Origin of the sequence: Cupriavidus sp. 2SB (genome assembly GCF_005503625.1) — a bacterium.
Taxonomy (GTDB): Bacteria; Pseudomonadota; Gammaproteobacteria; order Burkholderiales; family Burkholderiaceae; genus Cupriavidus.
The window spans coordinates 139,451-156,509 of record NZ_SCMX01000004.1; the positions used below are offsets into that span (position 1 = coordinate 139,451).

A 17,059-nucleotide genomic window follows, 5' to 3' on the forward strand; every position below is an offset into this window, starting at 1 on the left:
ATCGCCCGGAGGCAATGCTCCAGCGCCAGGACGCGCACATTCTCGCACACTGGCGCGGCGATCGAGGATGGATCAGCGGAGCCGCGCCTTAATCCAGCGTGATCCCCTCCTTCTGGATCACGGCGCCCCAACTGGCTTCCTCCTGCTCCACGCGTTTTGCAAAGCGGGCGGGATCGATCATCACCACTTCGCCCTGCTGGCTCAAGGCCGCGCGGGCCTTTTCATCCTCCAGAATGCCCTGCATTGAGGAGTAAAGCTTCTGCACGATCTGCGGCGGCGTGCCGGCCGGGGCCAGCAGGCCGATCCAGAACGTGGCGTCGAAGGGCTTGTAGCCCGCTTCCTCCACGGTGGGCACGTCCGGAAGCTGCGCCATACGTTTCACGCCGCTGACCGCAATGGGCTTCAGCTTGCCGGCCTTGATCTGCGGCAGCGCGCTCCAGGTATCGAAGGCGGTGTCCAGTTCGCCACTGATCACCGCCATCTGTGCCTGCGCCGCCGATTTGTATGGAATGTGCGTGGTCTGGATCTTCGCGCGGTTGTTGAGCATGGCAAAGCTCAGATGCGCGATGTTGCCGGGCCCCGCCGAGCCGTAGCTGATCTTGCCGGGCTGCTGCGCCGCGTATCGCGCCAGGTCCTGCACCGTGTTCACCCCATGCTTCTGCGCCCAGTCCGGGTTGGTGACCAGGATGAACGGCGCTTCGAGGATCAGCGTGACCGGTGCAAAGTCCTTTGGCTTGTAGCCGCCCTTCTTGTACACCTGCGGATTGATCGTGACGCTGCTCGAATTGGTCACCATCACCGTGTACCCGTCCGGCGCCGAACGGGCCACCTCGGTGGCGCCGATCAGTCCGTTGGCGCCCGCCTTGTTCTCCACCACCACGGGCTGGCCAAGCGATTTCGTCAGCCGCTCCGACACCACGCGCGCCACGGTGTCCGTGAACGACCCCGCAGGAAACGGCACAATCAGCCGGATCGGCTTGCCGGGCCAGGCGGCTTGCTGCGCCATGACTGCCCCCGGCATCATCCCGCCGAGCACCAGTGCCGATGCCATCGCCATGCCCCACTTCCGTGCCAGTGCTTTCTCGCTCATCTTTTGTCTCCTTCGTTGTTATGTGCAATACGGATATCAAGCGTTACGGGCGCCCTTGGGCCGCGCGGCCGTGCCTGTGATGCCCTTTGCGTCGAGTGCCGCCAATTGGTCCGGATTCAGGCCAAGCACGCGTGCCAGCACCTCGACGGAGTGTTCGCCCAGCGTCGGCGCCGGATTCCGCACGGGCATGGCCTCGGTCGTCTCGCGAAACCATGCGGTGCTGGCCGCATAGGGGCCGCCGTATTGGCGTTCAAGCCCGCACCAGAAGCCCCGCGCCACCAGATGCGGGTCCTGCAGCACCTGCCACATGGGCCGCACTACGCCAGCGGGCACGCCGGCACCTTGCAGGCGCTGCATGGCTGCATCGGCGCCGAGCGTGCCGCACCATGCACCGATGGCTTCATCGATCCGGCGTGCCGCTTCCCGTCTTTGCGATGCGCTCGCCAGCCGAGCATCCGCCGCCAGATCGGCGCGACCGATGACCTCGCACAGCGCGGGCCATTGCGCATCGGTGACACTCAGGACCACCCATGCATCGTCGCCAGCCGTCCGGAAGCAACCGTGCGGCACGTTCACCGGATGCCGATTGCCCTGTCTCGGCGCGACGCCCCCGGTGACCGACTGCTCGACGATAAACGGTGCTGCCATCGACAGCATCGCTTCTACCTGCGACAGATTGACGTGCCGCCCCTTGCCCGTGGTCTGCTGCGCGAACAGCGCCAGCAGGATGGCTGCGCCGGCATTGAGGCCGCCGACCGGGTCGCCATAAGCGTAGGACGTCATCGCGGGCGGGCCATCCGGATGCCCCGTATAGAGCGGCAACCCGCTGGCCTGCTCCAGTGTGCCGCCGTAGGCGCGCGTATTGCTCCACGCGTTGCCCAGGCCGAACGCGGGCATCGATACCATCACCAGTCTCTCGTTGCGCGCACGCAGCGCGGCGTAGTCGAGGCCCAGTTTCGGCAGCACTTCGGCGGAGTAGTTTTCGATGACCGCATCGGCCTGCGCCACGAGGTCGAGCAGCAGCGCCTTGCCTTCGGGACGCGTCAGATCCAGCGTGATGCCCCGCTTGTTGCGGTTCATCAGGTTGAAGTTGCCGTTCTTCTCGTAAAGCCGGTCGCGATAGAACGCCTCGGTGAAATGCGCGCCGCGCCACCAGTCCGGATAGCCCGTGCTCTCCACCTTGATGACCTCGGCACCGAAATCGGCCAGCGTGCGCGATGCCAGCGGCCCCGCCCATCCCATCGTCAGGTCGATCACGCGAATACCTTCGAGCGGGAGCTTTCCGGCCGCCGTGCGTTGCAGTGCAGCAAATGGGGTGTGATCCAGACCCGTGGCGCGATACAGCGCGTCGTGAGCGCCCAGCTTCGGCACCTTGCCACCCGGCAGCGGACCGGCCGTGTCGAGCCGCAGCGGCACTACCGGACCTTCAAACGCCACGCCGCCAGTCTCCACCGGCACAAAGGCGCCCCGTTCCCTGTGAACTTGCTGCTGCAGCAGTTCCGCCATGGTCGGCACGAGTACGGCCGGATGCTTCATCTCCCCAAGCATCTCGAACCACTCGCGGGCCGTGCGATGCAACATCGCAGGCCGTAGCAGCGCATCGATCTCGTCGGCGCGCGCCATGCGCTCCGGCCCGTTGCTGTAGCGTTCGTCGCCGGCCAGATCCGGACGACCGATGGCTTCGCACAGCGCCTGCCATTGCGGCAACGTATGCGTGAAGATGCCGATCCACCCTTCGGCAGTCTCGTAGATGCCGGCCGGATGCGTGCCGCAGAAACGGTTCACGCCAAGACGCCGCAGCGGGTGGCGATTGTCCTGCACCATGCCCGCTTCCATCTCCACAACGCTGAAGATCGATTCGTGCGCGCTCAACACGTAGCGGCGGCTGCCATCGGCCCGCCCGATCAACGCCGCCACCGCAGCGGAGAAACTCGTGAGACCGAACACGATCGCACTCTGCATGTCGTGCGGCATATGCGGCGGCCCTTCCACCGGACCACTGCCATGCACCGCGCCCGCCAGCGCGCGGCAAATGGCTTCGCTGCCTTTGTACTCGCTGTAGGGTCCGGTTTCCCCGAACCACGTCAGGATGATGTCGATTGGCGTGTGCCGTGGTGGCGCCGCTTCGGCGTCCGACCAAACGGGCGCGGCCAGCACCTGCAAGCCCTCGCCCAGCGCACGACCATCGAGCACGACATCACAGGTCTGCGCGAGTTGCGCCAGCCACGCGCGATCCTTCGCATCGGCCGTGACACTCCGTTTGTTCGTGTTGAGCCACGCAAACAGCGCGCTCTGCGGCTGGGCACCGGGTATATCGATCAACGGCGGCATGCCGCGCCAGTCATCGCCGGCGGGGCTTTCCACCTTGATGACCTCGGCGCCGAAGTCCGCGAACAGCTTGCCCGCATAGGCCAGCGCGGGACCGGTGCCCACTTCGAGCACGCGCAGGCCGCCAAGTGCGAGCGCATCCAGATCAGGAACCTGATGTGTCATGGCATCGCCCCCGCTTACCAGGCGTCGACAAAACCGCGACGTTCCCGCTTGCCGCGCAATGCCGCCGATGCCATGCCCTGCGCAATCCACTTGCGGGTCTCGGCCGGATCGATCACGGCATCGATCTCCACGGCAGCCGCCGTGTTGACTGCGTGGCCGCGCTCATAAGACTGCGCCACCAATCGATCGAACAGCGCCTTGCGTTCCGGGCCGTCCGGTACCGCTTCCAGTTCCTTCTTGAAGCCGAGGCGCACCGCACCTTCCAATCCCATCGGCCCGAACTCGCCCGTCGGCCACGAGACCGTGAAGCTCGCCGAGCGAAATCCGCCACCCGCCATGGCCATCGCGCCCAGCCCGTAGCCCTTGCGCAACGTCACTGCCAGCAGCGCCACGCGCAACTTGGCCGCCGTCAGGAACATGCGCGATACGTGGCGCACCTGGCCTTGTGCCTCGCAATCCGGGCCCACCATGAATCCCGGTGTATCGATCAGCGACACGATGGGCAGGCCATGGGCATCGCACAGTTGCATGAATCGCGCGGCCTTGTCTGCCGCATCGGCGTCGATGGCTCCGCCAAGGTGGTACGGATTGTTGGCGATGACACCAACGGGTTGCCCCTCCACACGCGCCAACGCGGTGTGGATGCCCGCGCCGAAACCACCGCGCAGCATCAGCACGCTGCCCACGTCGGCAATGCCTTCGATGGCCTTGCGCGTGTCATACACGCGCAGCCGGTTCTCGGGCACCACGTGTCGCAATGCCATCGGGTCCGGCGCGCTCCAGTCCGCCACGCGTCCCTGGAACATCGACAGGTAGTGACGCGCCACGCGCACCGCCTCGGCTTCATTCTCGACAAGCACGTCGATCACGCCGTTTGCATACTGCACGGCAGCCGGCCCCACGTCCTCAGGACGATAAACACCGAGACCACCGCCCTCGATCATCGCGGGTCCTGCCATGCCGATGTTCGTGGACTTGTCGGCAATGATCACGTCGCAGCAGCCCACGAATGCGGCGTTACCTGCGAAGCAGCGGCCCGACACGATGCCCACCACCGGTACGTTGCCGCTCAACTCGGCAAACGCGGCGAACGAAGGTTGATACAGGCCCGATACCGAGGGAAAGTCCACGTCGCCGGGTCGTCCGCCACCACCTTCGCCGAACAGCACGAGCGGCAGTTCGTCGCGCAATGCCACCTCGACGATACGGTCGGTCTTGATATGGTTGCGCTTGCCTTGCGTGCCTGCCAGCACCGTGGCGTCATAGGCCATCACCGCACTGCGCGCGTTCTCGCGTCCCACGAGATCGCCGTTGATATTGCCGATGCCGGTGATCAGGCCATCGGCCGGCGTGTTCTCGACAAGGTCCTGATGGCTGCGGCGCGATGCCTGCGCAGCCAGCGCCAGTCCACCGTACTCGACAAACGTATCCGCATCGCAGAGATCGGCCACGTTCTCGCGCGCAGTGCGCTGCCCGCGTGCGCGGCGACGCGCCACGGCTTGCGGACGATTGGCATCGTCGAGCCATGCGTGTCGATCCAGCACGCGCTGCAAGTCCGCGCGGATGGCATTGCGATCCACTTTGCCCGTGGCGTCCACGGCCACGCCGTCGCCTTCGGCCTCTTCCAGCACGATCAGGATCTGGTTCTCGGACGCCATGGCGCCCTTCTCCAGCCGAAGATCCACCACGCGGCCATGGCCCTCGGCAACGATCGCGTGTTCCATCTTCATCGCATCGAGCACCGCGACGGTCTGGCCCGGCTTGACCACATCGTTCCACTGCACCGTGATCTCGACCACGCGGCCCGTCAGTGGCGCGCGGACGGCGACCAGTCCTTCATCCACGGTCTCTTCGGGATGCGCGTGGTGCGTCGTCGCTTGTGCGCGATCCGGGGCATTGAACAGCGAATGCTGCGCGCGATCCGCATTGGCAATCGCTTCGGCGGCTGCGGTCAGTTCGGGCAGGATCGCCTCGAAATGCCGCGTGTGGACATCCTGCGCGAGGAAGTCATCGCGCTGCACCAGCGCACGCAGCAACTCCAGGTTGGTCGGCACACCGGCAATACGGAACTCGGCAAGGCTGCGCTGCAGGCGCCGGACGGCCGCTTCGAACTTTGGCGTGGCGCTACGCACGATGAGCTTGGCCAGCAGCGTGTCGAAGTTCGGCGACGGCGCATAGCCCGCATAACCGTGCGAATCGACACGCACATCCGGACCCGAAGGCGCGTCAAAGCGCTCCAGTCGTCCGTGCGCCGGACGCGCCAATCCCTGCGCATCGGTCGTCTCGGCGTTGATCCGCACCTGAATCGCAAAGCCGCGCGGTTGCGGCGGCGCAGCGGGATCGAGGCCCGCATCGGCCAGCGTGCCGCCTGCGGCGATGGCAAGTTGCAGCGCCACGAGGTCCACGCCAGTCACCTGCTCGGTGATCGTATGCTCGACCTGCAAGCGCGGATTCGCTTCGATAAAGACAAAATCCTTCTGCTCGCCGCGCTCGGTCTCTTCCACCAGGAACTCGAACGTGCCCAGGCTGCGGTAGTTCACGCGACGGGCCAGACGCAACGCCGCCTTGATGATGGCGTCTCGCAACGCCGGCTTCAGTACCGGGCTCGGTGCGATTTCCACGAGTTTCTGGAAGCGCCGCTGCAATGTGCAGTCGCGCTCGCCCAGTGCGATGACCTGTTCACCATCACCCGCGATCTGCACTTCGATATGGCGTGCACGCACCACCAAGCGCTCTGCATAGAGCGCCTCCACACCGAACGCGGATGCAGCCTCGGAACGGCAGCGTGCATAGGCTTCCGCGAGATCCTCGCGCTTGCGCACCACGCGCATGCCACGGCCACCGCCGCCGCCCACGGCCTTGATCACCACACCCGCACCGCCCTGGGCATCGAAGAATGTTTCGATCTCGTCCAGCGATGCCCCGCCATGCGTGGCCGGCATCACCGGCACATCGTTCTGCGCAGCCAGTTCCAGCGCACGTCCCTTGTCACCGAACAGCGCCAGGTGCTCGACATCAGGACCCACGAAGCGGATGCCCGCGGCTTTGCACGCCTGCGCAAAGTCCGCGCGCTCGCTCAGGAAGCCGTAACCGGGATGCACTGCGTCGCAACCCGTGGATGCCGCCGCAGCGATAACGGCTGCGATATCGATATAGGCCGCAGGCCCGGATGCGTTCAGCGCCACGGCCTCGTCGGCCAGCATGCGGTGCAGCGACGTGGCGTCATCCTGCGAGTAGATGGCCACGGTGGCGATATCGAGATCGCGCGCGGCGCGAATCACGCGCAGGGCGATCTCCCCTCGATTGGCAATCAAGAGTTTTTTCAATTCGGTTGTCTCCGTTTTTCTAATGTGTGTGTCAGGGCCGGATGCCGAAGCGGCTCTCGCCGGCCTCGCGCAATGGCGCCGCAAGATTGGCGAACTCGCATAGCAACGTGCGGGTATCGCGCGGATCGATGATGTCTTCGATGACGAAGGCTTCTGCACTGCGGAATGGCGAACTCAGGCTGCGCACGCGCTGCTCGATCTCTGCGCGCTTCTGCACGGGATCATCGGCGCCTTCGATCTCGGCCTTGTAGGCCACGTCGAGACCACCCTCGATGGGCAGCGCGCCCCAGTTGGCAGATGGCCATGCGTAACGGAAGTTGAAGCGGCCCATATGCTGGTGGCCGGCGGCCGATACGCCATAGGCACGGCGCAGCAGGATGGAGCACCACGGCACCGTGGTCTGGTAGACGGCGGCCAGCGCACGCACACCCTGCCGCATCACGCCTGCCATCTCCGCTTCCAGACCGACCTGTAACCCCAACGTATCGACGAGGTTCACCACGGGCAGGTGGAACGTCTGCGCCAGATCGACGAAGCGCGTGAATTTGTCTGCGCTGGCGCTATCCCAACTGCCGCCATGGAAGGAAGGATCGCTGGCGATAACGGCCACGGGCCAGCCATCCAGGCGCGCGAGCCCGGTCACGACGGCGCAGCCCCACTGCCGCCCCATTTCAAAGAACGATCCGTGGTCCACCAGTGCCTGGATGATCGGGCGAATCGCATAGTCGGCGCGGCTGTCGCGGGGAATGGCTGACAGCAGCCAGTCGTCGCGACGCGTCGCACTGTCCTCGACGGCCACGCGCGGCGGCAGTTCATGCACCGACGGCGGCAGGTACGAGAGAAAGCGCCGCGCCCGCGCAAAGGCCTCCTGCTCCGTGGCCACCTCGTCATCGACCACGCCATTGCGCGTATGCACCTGGCTGCCGCCCAGTTCATGCTTGGTCACGGTCTGGCCCACGCGCGCCTCCACGGACAGCGGCCCCTCGTTGAACAGCTGCGAGGTCTCCTTGACCATGACCGAGTAATGGCTGGCGGCCACGCGCGCCGCACCCATGCCCGCCACGGAACCCAGCGCGAGCGATACCACCGGCACCACCGCCATGTTCTCCACCACGTGCTGCCACACCTTCATGGTCGGAATCAACGTATGGCCCTTGATCTCGACGTTACGCACCGACCCGCCGCCACCTGTGCCATCGACGAGCCGCACCATCGGCAGCCGCAGGTCGTGCGCCATCTTCTCGGCGTGAACCAGTTTGTCGCCCACGGCCCCGTCGTTGGCACCGCCGCGTACGGTGAAGTCGTCGCCCACCAGCACCACGGGGCGCCCATCCACGCACGCACGGCCCATGACGAGGTTCGACGGGGTCATGTCCATGAGGCGGCCGTTGCTGTCATAACGTCCACTGCCGCTCAGTCCACCTACCTCGCGGAACGACTCTGCATCGGCCAACTGCTCGATACGCTCGCGCACGGTGAGCTTGCCGGCTTCACGGTGGCGCTGCACCTTGTCTTCCCCACCCATGCGCGCGGCCAATCGCCTACGGTGGGCCAGTTCATCGACTTCAGGCTGCCAGCTCACATGTGTCTCCCTGTCTTCACGATCTTCCGTCTGCCATATAGCGCATGAGTCATGCCAGGCGTGCGGTGTGCTGATTTCATTGAGGTTTCTGCCAGCCGCCGCTACCATGTCCGCCACAACGACAGAAAAGTGTCCGCGCACAGGACGCTTCAGGAGACACGGTGTCCGCATTGACTACACCGAAGACATCGACACAGGAGGCCGCACCGGCACTTGGCGTGCTTGCCTATCCCCTCGATCCGCAGCAGCCGCGCTTTGCCATGGGCCTCTGCGCAGACGCCACCGTTGCGGCGGCCACCGAAGCAGCATTCCGCACTGCAGATCGCGCGGAGGATGGCCGCACGCTTTTCTCCGTCACGGTGAACGACCAACGCTACGTTGGCGTGTGTCTCGAAGACAGCGCTTGCCGGCTGATCGTGTTGCATCGCGCGGAACCGGAGACCGTGCTGCGCGACGTTCTCGCCAGCGTGCCGGGCGTGCGCAACGATGCGCCCTCCCTCGGCCTGATCGGCGAGAGCGCGCCGATGCAGCGGCTGCGGCGAGAAATACAGACCGTCGCACGGCTCGATGTGCCCGTGCTGATCCTCGGAGAAAGCGGTACGGGCAAGGAACTGGTGGCGCGTGCGATTCATGCGGCGGGCAACGACGCACAGCAAGGTGAGCGTCCGCTGGTCAGTCTGAACCTTGCCGCCCTGCCCGCCACGTTGATCGAATCGGAGTTGTTCGGCTATGCGCCCGGTGCGTTTACGGGCAGCCAGCGGCAGGGACAGGCGGGCAAGCTCGAACAGGCAGCAGGCGGTACGGTGTTCCTCGACGAAGTCGCGGACATCCCCATGGAAATGCAGGTCAAGCTACTGCGCGTGCTGGAAGACCATATGGTGGAACGGCTCGGCAGCCGCCGCGCGCAACGCGTGGATTTCCGGCTCGTGTCGGCCACGAATCGCGATATCTCGGAACTGATCGACGCAGGGCGCTTTCGACTCGACCTGTATTACCGCCTCAGCGGCGTGGTGTTGCGCATTCCGGCGCTGCGGCAACGGCGCGAGGATATCCCGGCGCTGCTGCAGCACTTCGTGGAAGCGTTCTGCACGCGCAACCGCATGCCGGCGCCGCAGATCGATCACGACGTGGCACGCCACCTCGCGGGGCAACCATGGCCCGGCAATGTGCGGCAGTTACGGCAACGCATCGAGGAAGCGCTGGTGTTCTGCGATGGACAGACACTTCGGGTTGCGGATTTTGCGCGAGGCGATGCAGCGCGGAACGTCGCTGTGACGGAGGTCGTGCAACCGCAGATCACGCCGCCTGCCGATGCGTTGCAGATCATCGGTACGGACATGAACGAGGTTGCCCACGCGGCGGTGCTCGACGCCATCACCCGCAACGGCGGCAACAAGAAGCGCGCCGCGGAACAACTACGTATCTCGCGCTCGCATCTTTACAAGATCCTGGAGCGGGGACGGTAAGGGCGTACGTCGTATAAGCCAACACCCGCCGCTATGCGCTCCCCTCTCCCGCGCGAGTGGGAGAGGGGTGGGGGAGAGGGCATGCAGTTCAAATTGCGACCTGTTGGTGATTGCACCGCTCGCCCTCTCCCCCAACCCCTCTCCCGCATGCGGGAGAGGGGAGCAACACAAGCGGTGAGCAAGGACATCAAACCCGCGCCACCACCGCTTCCTCCAGCATCTCCAGCCGATCCTGCCCCCAGAACAACTCGCCTTCGAACACGTAAGACGGCGACCCAAACACCCCTGCAGCCACGGCCTCGTCCGTGTTGCGGCGATACGTTGCCTCGATTTCCGGCAGGTTTGCGCGCGCAATCGAGGCATCCGCATCGAAGCCTTGATCGGCCAGCACCTCGCGCAGCGTCTGCTCCGAGGAGATGTCACGTTCCTCGCACCACTCCGCACGCAGGATCGCTTTGTACAACTCCAGCACGGGTTGCTTCTGCGCGTCCACGGCGATGACGATGCGCGATGCCAGATCGGCGTTGGGACACATATACCGTGGCTGCGGATTGACCGGGATACCGAGCTTGCGGCACCAGCGTGCCAGTTCGGTCACCCGATACTGCTGCCGTTCCGCAGAGCGCTTTCCCAGCAGCATGCCACCAGTGCGCGCATACACATCGGGCAGGTCCACGGGCTTGTGGCGAATCTCCACGTCGTGGCGACGGGCCAGTGCATCGAGTCGGTCCGCGCCCAGGTAGGCCCAGTCCGAATTCATCCAGAAGTAATAGTCGATGGCGGGCCGGTTCATACGCGCTTGCTCCCAGGGACTGCCGCGATGGGCGCACTGACGAAATCCGAGCCACGCATGCAGGCCGCGCTGAAGAAGGCGATGACGCTCAGGATGCCGAGATACCACACGATATAGGTGGGATTGCCGCCGCCGTATGCCAGCAATGACGTGGCCACGATAGGCGCCAAACCCCCGCCGATGGCGCCCGATACCTGCACTGCGATCGAAATCCCGCTGTAGCGCACCTCCGCCGGAAACTGCGCCGAGAACAGGCTGCCTTCCGGCGCGTACAAGGCAGCGTAGACCAGGCCGATGGCAATCGATAGCGCAATCGTGATGTTGTGCGGATCGAGTGTCTGCAGCAGCGCGAAGAACTGCGGTGCGAAGAGCAGGATGCCAGCGGTACCCGCCATGAATACCCATTTGAAACCGATGCGGTCACCCAGCATGCCGAACAGCGGCATGGTGAACAGCGCGATGGCGGCTCCCCATACCGTGGCATCGAGCATCACGGTCTTCGGGATACCGAGCGTGCCGGTGGCATAGGCCAGCGAGAACGTGACCACCGTGTAGAACCACGTCACCTCGGCCAGCCGACCGCCCACCACGGTCAGTACCTGGCGCGGGTAGCGGCGCAGCACTACCAGCGCTGGCATCTCCACGTTGTCGCCCTTCTTCTGCACCTGCTCGAAGTCCGGCGACTCGGCCACCTTCGCGCGAATGAACCAGCCCACTGCCAACAGCACCACGCTGGCCAGGAACGGGATACGCCAACCCCACGTCAGCATGTCCTTCTCCGGCAGCGTCGCCACCATGCCCAGCGCGAGCGAGGACAGCACGAGTCCCGGCGCCACGCCCGCCTGCGGCAGGCTGCCGAAGAAGCCCTTCTTGCCTTCCGGCGCGTGCTCCACGGCCATCAGTACGGCGCCGCCCCACTCCCCGCCAACTGCCACGCCCTGCAGCAGGCGCAGCAGCACCAGCGCCACGGCGCCCCAGTATCCGATGCTCTCGTACGACGGGATCAGGCCGATCAGGATGGTGGGAATGCCCATCATGAACAGCGTGATGAGCAGCATCGACTTGCGGCCCACCTTGTCTCCGAAGTGGCCAAAGACGATGCCGCCGAGCGGCCGGGCGAAGAATCCCACCGAGTACGTGGCGAAGGCCGCCAGCGTACCGGTCAGCGGATCGAATGCGGGAAAGAAGATCTTGTTGAAAATCAGTGCGGCAGCGGTGCCGTACAGGAAAAAGTCGTACCACTCTATGGTGGTGCCCATCATGCTGGCGAGGCCCGCCGTGACATACGCGCGACGTGAGCGCGTGGTCGGTATGGTGTTCATCGTGACGCTCCTTTTGGATTCTGGGTGAACAGCGGCGGTTCAGGCGGGAGGCAACGGCGCAATGCCGTGCGTCTGCCGTGCCCAGTACGCAAACGTGGCGTTGACGATGGATGGTTTGAGCAGGTAGTCGTGCGCCTCGCGAGCGAGTGCGTCGTCGACGGGTGTGAGCGCACCGAATGCCTGCGCACGGATCTGCATGCGCGCGGCGCGTTCGAGGTAGACGGAGAGGTAGGTCGCTTCCTCGCAGCTCTTGCCTGCCGTGAGGTAGCCGTGATGCGCGAGGATGATGGCGCGCTTGGCACCCAGCGCCTCGGAGATGATCACGCCTTCCTGGTCGGCAATGGGCACGCCGGGCCATTCGCCCAGGAACGCGCAATCGTCGTGCAGCGGCGTCATGTCCATCTGCGCGATCACCAGCGGCTGGCGCGCGGCGGCAAGTGCCGAGGCCCAGGGCGAGTGCGTGTGGATGATCGAATGGACATCGGGCCTTGCGTCATAGACCCACAGGTGGAAACGCGTAGCCGGATTCGGCATGCCGTCGCCGGTCAGCGTATTGAGATCGCGGTCCACTTCGATGAAATCGGCTGGCGTGGCTTCGTCGAAGCCGAGTCCGAAGCGCAGCGTCCAGTAGGCGCCCGGACGTTCGGAACGTACACTGATCTGCCCGGCCAGGCCGGCTTCCTGCTCGGTCATGGCCAGGATGCGGCAGGCATAGGCCATGGTTTCCTGCATCGTGCGCGGCTTGTTGCGCAGGTGCTGCGCCATTTCGGTCGTGGCGCGCGTGTCGAAATAGGATTTGTCTCTGAGGGGGGCGTTCATGTCTTCTCTCCGTGGTGGGCTCGCCGGCATGAAACCCGGCGATGCAGGAAGAAGTATGAAAACCAGACCTCGCACGTGCTATGACGTGGTGTTCATAGCAGCTATCTCATCTGGTCACAGGTTGGTCATGGCTTTCACCACAGCAGCCTTCACGGCTGCGTCGGCGTGTCGAGCGAGCGTGCGACCTGCAGCGCGCATTCCAGCAGCGTATCGGCCAGCGGCAGCGCGTGGCGCGCGGCGTGCGTGACCGCCACCATGCGGCGGCGCAGCAGCGGTGCGCGGATCTTCATCTTGTGCAGCCCGTATTCATTGAGCAGGCGCTCGGGCAGGCGGCAAGGCAGGATGCACTCGCCCACGCCGGTGGAGACCAGTTTGAGCATCGCATCCACGGTCTCAGCCTCGGTCACGTACACGGGCCGCAGCCCCGCGCTCTCGATCATTCGACGCAAGGCATAGCCTTGCGGAAAACCGACGAGACGCAGCGAATGGTCCCGCAGGTCCACCCCGTCTTCCGCCGGTGTGCCATGGGAAGGTTGCCGCGTCACCAGGCACATCTCGTCCTCGAAGAGCGGATGCACGGTCAGCGCGGCGGTGTCCACGGCCGTGTCGTAGACCACGCCGAGATCCGCCTTGCCCCCCTCCACCAACGCCACGACATCGGCGGAACTGCGCCCCATCAGCGAAAGGTTCACGTTCGGATGCGTGCTGACGAAGCTCGCCACCACATCGGCGATGAAGTAGTAGCTGACCGTATGCACGATGGCCAGCCTGACCGTGCCCTGCGTGGTGCCATGCGCCTGGCGTATGGCATCGACGGCCTGATCGATGGCGCGGTACGGTCCCTCGATGGCCTCCTGCAGCTTCTGCCCGGCCTCCGTCAAGGCCACGCCGCGCCCGGTGCGCACGAACAAGGGCTTGCCCAGTTGCGCCTCCAGTGTGGACAGTTGCTTGCTGACACCCGATTGCGTCTGATCCAGATCCTCGGCGGCCCGTGACAGCGATTTGAGTTCGGCAATGCGAAGAAAACAGCGAAGCAGGCGATCAGGTGTATCCATTCGGGGGCGGATGGCGGCCATGGCGGCGCCAGTTCAGTCATTGTTTTCAACACGGTATCGCGCTCGCGCACCACTGCAATGCGCACATACCCGTGCCACAGCCTATCAAATCACGTCTGGCCAGGTATAGCAGGGTTCGTGCCCGGCACCACCATGTGTTTCGGCAATCGCTCATGTATTGGGGCAATGTCGGTGGCGGCGCCGCTCCTATGATCGGTCTCAAGGAATGGCCATGCAGACATGCCCTTCCCTTCGAAGATTCCCTCATTCACTTTCAAGGAACTGCAAATGAAAGCCTCGACTCCGATCCTCGCCTCCCTGCTCGCCGCCGTGCTCGCCACGCCGCTGATCGCCAGCGCCGCAGCCCCTGCAGACGTGAAGACCGTCAAGCCGTTCAAGATGACCTGCGAGGAATTCCTGTCGGTCAGCGAGGCCTACAAGCCCGCCGTGGTGTACTGGATCGCCAGCAAGGACAAGCTCGGCGTGCGCGAGAACGACGAGATCACGGTGGACACGCCGCGCACCGTCGAACACGTTGTCGAAGCCTGCAAGAAGGCCCCTGGCCAGAAGCTGGCCACGCACGTGAAGAAGTCGCTGCAGGACCAGACGCTGAAGATCAACTACAACGGGGCCTGATCGGCGCAGCCCGCGCAGGGCTTCCTGTCCTCCTCTGACTTTCCCGCGAGGTACACCATGACCAACCTGGCCAGACGCAACGTAATGATGGGTGCGGCGGCCGCCGCGCTCGCCGCGGCCGCCACGGCGCATGCCGCGACATTCGGCAACCCCGATCGTCCGCCTGAAGGCGCGATCAACGCACGCAATCCGCAGGACCTCACTGACCCAGGCCCGCAGAACCGCGCGCTGGCGGATCAGTTCCCGTCCGCGCAGAACGCGCCGCCTACCGATGTCAACGGCATGCCGCAGTTCTGGGCGTCGTTCAACAACGCGCACAAGCGCGTGCAGAACGGCGGCTGGGCGCGGGAGGTCACGCAGGAGGACTTTGCGATTTCCAAGGACATCTCCGGCGTCAACATGCGGCTCTCCGCAGGTGGCATTCGTGAGATGCACTGGCACCAGCAAGCCGAGTGGGCCATCATGCTCGACGGCAAATGCCGCATCACCACGCTCGACGAGGAAGGCCGTCCTTCCGTGCAGGACGTGAAGGCCGGCGACCTCTGGTATTTCCCACCCGGACTCCCCCATTCGCTGCAAGGGGCGGGCACCACGGGCGCCGAGTTCCTGATCGCGTTCGATAGCGGCATGGCATCGGAATTCAACACGCTGCTGCTCACAGACTGGGTTGCGCACACACCGCCCGAGATCCTGGCCGCCAACTTCGGCGTGCCCGTGGAAGCGTTCAAGAACATCCCGGTCGATAACCTGTGGATCTTCCAGGGCACGCAGCCCGGCCCCCTTGCCGCGGCCCAGCGCGCGGCGTCGTCGAAGAAGGGTCCGCCGGCGCTCCCCGTGACGTTCTCGCTCTCTGACTCCGTGCCGGTGCGCAAAACCCGCAGCGGCCAGGTGCAGATCGCAGACAGCCGCAACTTCCATATCTCGAAGAACATCGCGGCGGCGCTGGTCACCGTGCATCCCGGCGGGCTGCGCGAACTGCACTGGCATCCGAATGCCGACGAATGGCAGTACTACGTCAAGGGCAAGGGCCGCGTGACCGTGTTCGATACGGGCCCGAAGGCGATGACTGCCGACTTCCGTGCGGGCGATATCGGCTATGTCCGCAAGGGCCTGGGCCACTACGTGCAGAACGTGGGCGATACCGACCTGATCTTCGTCGAGGTCTTCAAGGCCGATCACTTCGCGGAAGTCTCGCTGTCCGACTGGCTCGCCCACACGCCGCCGGAAATGGTGATGCAGACGCTGAACATCAGCGCCGAAACCCTCGCGCAGTTCCCGCGCGACCGGCCTGACATCATGCCCGAGTGAGTCTGGCGCCCCGGCTGAATGGCCGGGGCATTTTCCTGCCCTTTTCCTCCCTATCCGGGCGATGTGGTCCTGGCAGTGCGCGCCGATGAGGTCGGGCACAGGGATGTCAACCATGACTATGCGAACCAGTTGTCTGGGGCGGAGCGTGTGAGTCAGGCCGCCTGACCCACCTCGCCATGACAAGGCGCCCGCAATGCTGCGGGCGTTTTTGCTTTCCGGTTTAACACTCAGGACAGCAAGTTGTCGAGCCTCTCGCTCAACCAATCCCCGAACTGACGGACACGGGCCGGAACATTACGGCGATGTGGATACAGCAGGTTGATCGGCATCGGTGCGGGTACGTGGCGCGTCATCACTTCGACAAGCAAACCCGTCTCCAGATCGGGAGCCGCCGTGGCAAGCGGAATCTGGGCCAGGCCGAATCCTGCCCGGCATGCCGCGCTGTATGCGGCACTGTTGTTCACGGTCACCCGATGGGCCATCGGCACGCTGCGGGTCACGCCGCCTTCCTCGTACTCGAATCCCATGGGCGTGCTCGACGGGTTGGGCATGTAATGGATCAGCCAGTGCATGGCGAGATCGTCCAACTTCTCGGGCACGCCGTGCGCTGCCACATAGCTGCGGCTGACGACGTTGACCAGCGGCATCTGGCCAATCGGCCGGCATGCCAGTGACTCGTCCACGACACTCCCGGCCCGGACCACACAGTCAAACCCATCTGCAATGACATCCACCCGCCTATCCGTGCTGCAGACATCGATCTGCAAGGCGGGATGCCGCGCCATGAATTCAGGCAGCGCGGCCATGACGACACCGGCAGCCATGCCGAGCGGCATATCCACGCGCAGCAGGCCGCTCACCTGCTGATGGCTTGTGCTGAACAGCGTTGCCAGTTCCTCGAATTCCTCCAGCAACCGTTCGCTGCGGCCGAGCAGTTCCTGGCCCTCACTCGTCAGCACTACGCGACGCGTCGTGCGCTGCAGCAGGCGCGCACCGAGCTGCTTCTCCAGCCGGCTGATCGATGTGGATACGGTGGAGCGCGGCACCTGCAAGCGCAGTGCCGCCTGCGTGAAGCTGGCTTGCTGTGCGACGAGGACAAAAACCCGCAGGTCGGCGGTGGACGGAAGTTCGGCGGTCATGGGGCGTGGGGCGTGGGGGCGCGTGAGAAA

The 17,059-nt window shown here is 64.9% G+C and carries 13 protein-coding genes; 4 read left to right on the forward strand and 9 right to left on the reverse strand.

Annotation, left to right across the window (positions count from 1 at the left end; genetic code table 11):
- Positions 1-88: 88 nt before the first annotated feature.
- Genes FFS21_RS03310 through FFS21_RS03325 form a run of 4 tightly spaced genes read right to left on the reverse strand, consistent with a single transcriptional unit; the run spans position 89 to position 8,491 of the window.
- On the reverse strand, positions 89-1,090 hold the full coding sequence (locus tag FFS21_RS03310) for a Bug family tripartite tricarboxylate transporter substrate binding protein (protein WP_137923510.1): 1,002 nt from the start codon (positions 1,088-1,090) through the stop codon (positions 89-91).
- A 36-nt stretch (positions 1,091-1,126) separates the two neighbouring features.
- Entirely contained in the window at positions 1,127-3,583 is a 2,457-nt protein-coding gene (locus FFS21_RS03315; RefSeq protein WP_137923511.1) for a CaiB/BaiF CoA transferase family protein, read from the reverse strand.
- A gap of 14 nt (positions 3,584-3,597) precedes the next feature.
- The gene (locus FFS21_RS03320; RefSeq protein WP_137923512.1) at positions 3,598-6,909 is read right to left on the reverse strand and encodes an acetyl-CoA carboxylase family protein; all 3,312 of its coding nucleotides are present in this window, start codon (positions 6,907-6,909) and stop codon (positions 3,598-3,600) included.
- A 31-nt stretch (positions 6,910-6,940) separates the two neighbouring features.
- The gene (locus tag FFS21_RS03325) at positions 6,941-8,491 is read right to left on the reverse strand and encodes an acyl-CoA carboxylase subunit beta (protein WP_137923513.1); all 1,551 of its coding nucleotides are present in this window, start codon (positions 8,489-8,491) and stop codon (positions 6,941-6,943) included.
- Positions 8,492-8,652: 161 nt separating this feature from the next.
- Here FFS21_RS03325 and FFS21_RS03330 point away from each other — a divergent pair, with 161 nt between their 5' ends.
- On the forward strand, positions 8,653-9,957 hold the full coding sequence (locus FFS21_RS03330) for a sigma-54 interaction domain-containing protein (RefSeq protein WP_249359091.1): 1,305 nt from the start codon (positions 8,653-8,655) through the stop codon (positions 9,955-9,957).
- Between the two features lie 187 nt (positions 9,958-10,144).
- Here the strand turns inward: FFS21_RS03330 and FFS21_RS03335 are convergent, their stop codons facing one another.
- The 4 genes from FFS21_RS03335 to FFS21_RS03350 form a co-directional block, all read right to left on the reverse strand.
- Positions 10,145-10,750 (reverse strand): 2-hydroxychromene-2-carboxylate isomerase, encoded by a 606-nt coding sequence (locus FFS21_RS03335; protein ID WP_137923514.1) that lies wholly within the window; start codon positions 10,748-10,750, stop codon positions 10,145-10,147.
- The gene (locus tag FFS21_RS03340) at positions 10,747-12,072 is read right to left on the reverse strand and encodes an MFS transporter (RefSeq protein WP_137923515.1); all 1,326 of its coding nucleotides are present in this window, start codon (positions 12,070-12,072) and stop codon (positions 10,747-10,749) included. The genes FFS21_RS03335 and FFS21_RS03340 overlap by 4 nt, the downstream gene beginning before the upstream one ends.
- Before the next feature lie 39 nt (positions 12,073-12,111).
- A complete protein-coding gene (locus FFS21_RS03345) occupies positions 12,112-12,891 on the reverse strand; it encodes an aldolase (RefSeq protein ID WP_137923516.1) in 780 nt (259 codons plus the stop codon).
- Positions 12,892-13,040: 149 nt separating this feature from the next.
- Positions 13,041-13,946 (reverse strand): LysR family transcriptional regulator, encoded by a 906-nt coding sequence (locus tag FFS21_RS03350; protein ID WP_137923533.1) that lies wholly within the window; start codon positions 13,944-13,946, stop codon positions 13,041-13,043.
- Between the two features lie 288 nt (positions 13,947-14,234).
- Between FFS21_RS03350 and FFS21_RS03355 the strand changes: the two genes are divergently transcribed.
- The 3 genes from FFS21_RS03355 to FFS21_RS03365 are packed head-to-tail and all read left to right on the forward strand — an operon-like array spanning position 14,235 to position 16,055.
- A complete protein-coding gene (locus FFS21_RS03355) occupies positions 14,235-14,582 on the forward strand; it encodes an HdeA/HdeB family chaperone (RefSeq protein ID WP_160473600.1) in 348 nt (115 codons plus the stop codon).
- Positions 14,583-14,639: 57 nt separating this feature from the next.
- Complete coding sequence (locus FFS21_RS03360; RefSeq protein WP_137923518.1) at positions 14,640-15,890, forward strand: cupin domain-containing protein; 1,251 nt, start codon at positions 14,640-14,642, stop codon at positions 15,888-15,890.
- A gap of 18 nt (positions 15,891-15,908) precedes the next feature.
- Complete coding sequence (locus tag FFS21_RS03365) at positions 15,909-16,055, forward strand: alternative oxidase (protein WP_249359094.1); 147 nt, start codon at positions 15,909-15,911, stop codon at positions 16,053-16,055.
- A gap of 62 nt (positions 16,056-16,117) precedes the next feature.
- Here the strand turns inward: FFS21_RS03365 and FFS21_RS03370 are convergent.
- On the reverse strand, positions 16,118-17,059 hold a 942-nt coding region (locus FFS21_RS03370), incomplete at its 5' end, for a LysR family transcriptional regulator (protein ID WP_349304710.1).

What these genes read in the sequence shown, in the direction of transcription:
- FFS21_RS03335 (WP_137923514.1), bottom strand. Translation starts at nt 10,750, where the DNA reads ATGAACCGGCCCGCCATCGACTATTACTTCTGGATGAATTCGGACTGG.
- FFS21_RS03310 (WP_137923510.1), bottom strand. Translation starts at nt 1,090, where the DNA reads ATGAGCGAGAAAGCACTGGCACGGAAGTGGGGCATGGCGATGGCATCG.
- FFS21_RS03340 (WP_137923515.1), bottom strand. Translation starts at nt 12,072, where the DNA reads ATGAACACCATACCGACCACGCGCTCACGTCGCGCGTATGTCACGGCG.
- FFS21_RS03355 (WP_160473600.1), top strand. Translation starts at nt 14,235, where the DNA reads ATGAAAGCCTCGACTCCGATCCTCGCCTCCCTGCTCGCCGCCGTGCTC.
- FFS21_RS03350 (WP_137923533.1), bottom strand. Translation starts at nt 13,946, where the DNA reads ATGGATACACCTGATCGCCTGCTTCGCTGTTTTCTTCGCATTGCCGAA.
- FFS21_RS03360 (WP_137923518.1), top strand. Translation starts at nt 14,640, where the DNA reads ATGACCAACCTGGCCAGACGCAACGTAATGATGGGTGCGGCGGCCGCC.
- FFS21_RS03315 (WP_137923511.1), bottom strand. Translation starts at nt 3,583, where the DNA reads ATGACACATCAGGTTCCTGATCTGGATGCGCTCGCACTTGGCGGCCTG.
- FFS21_RS03345 (WP_137923516.1), bottom strand. Translation starts at nt 12,891, where the DNA reads ATGAACGCCCCCCTCAGAGACAAATCCTATTTCGACACGCGCGCCACG.
- FFS21_RS03365 (WP_249359094.1), top strand. Translation starts at nt 15,909, where the DNA reads ATGGCCGGGGCATTTTCCTGCCCTTTTCCTCCCTATCCGGGCGATGTG.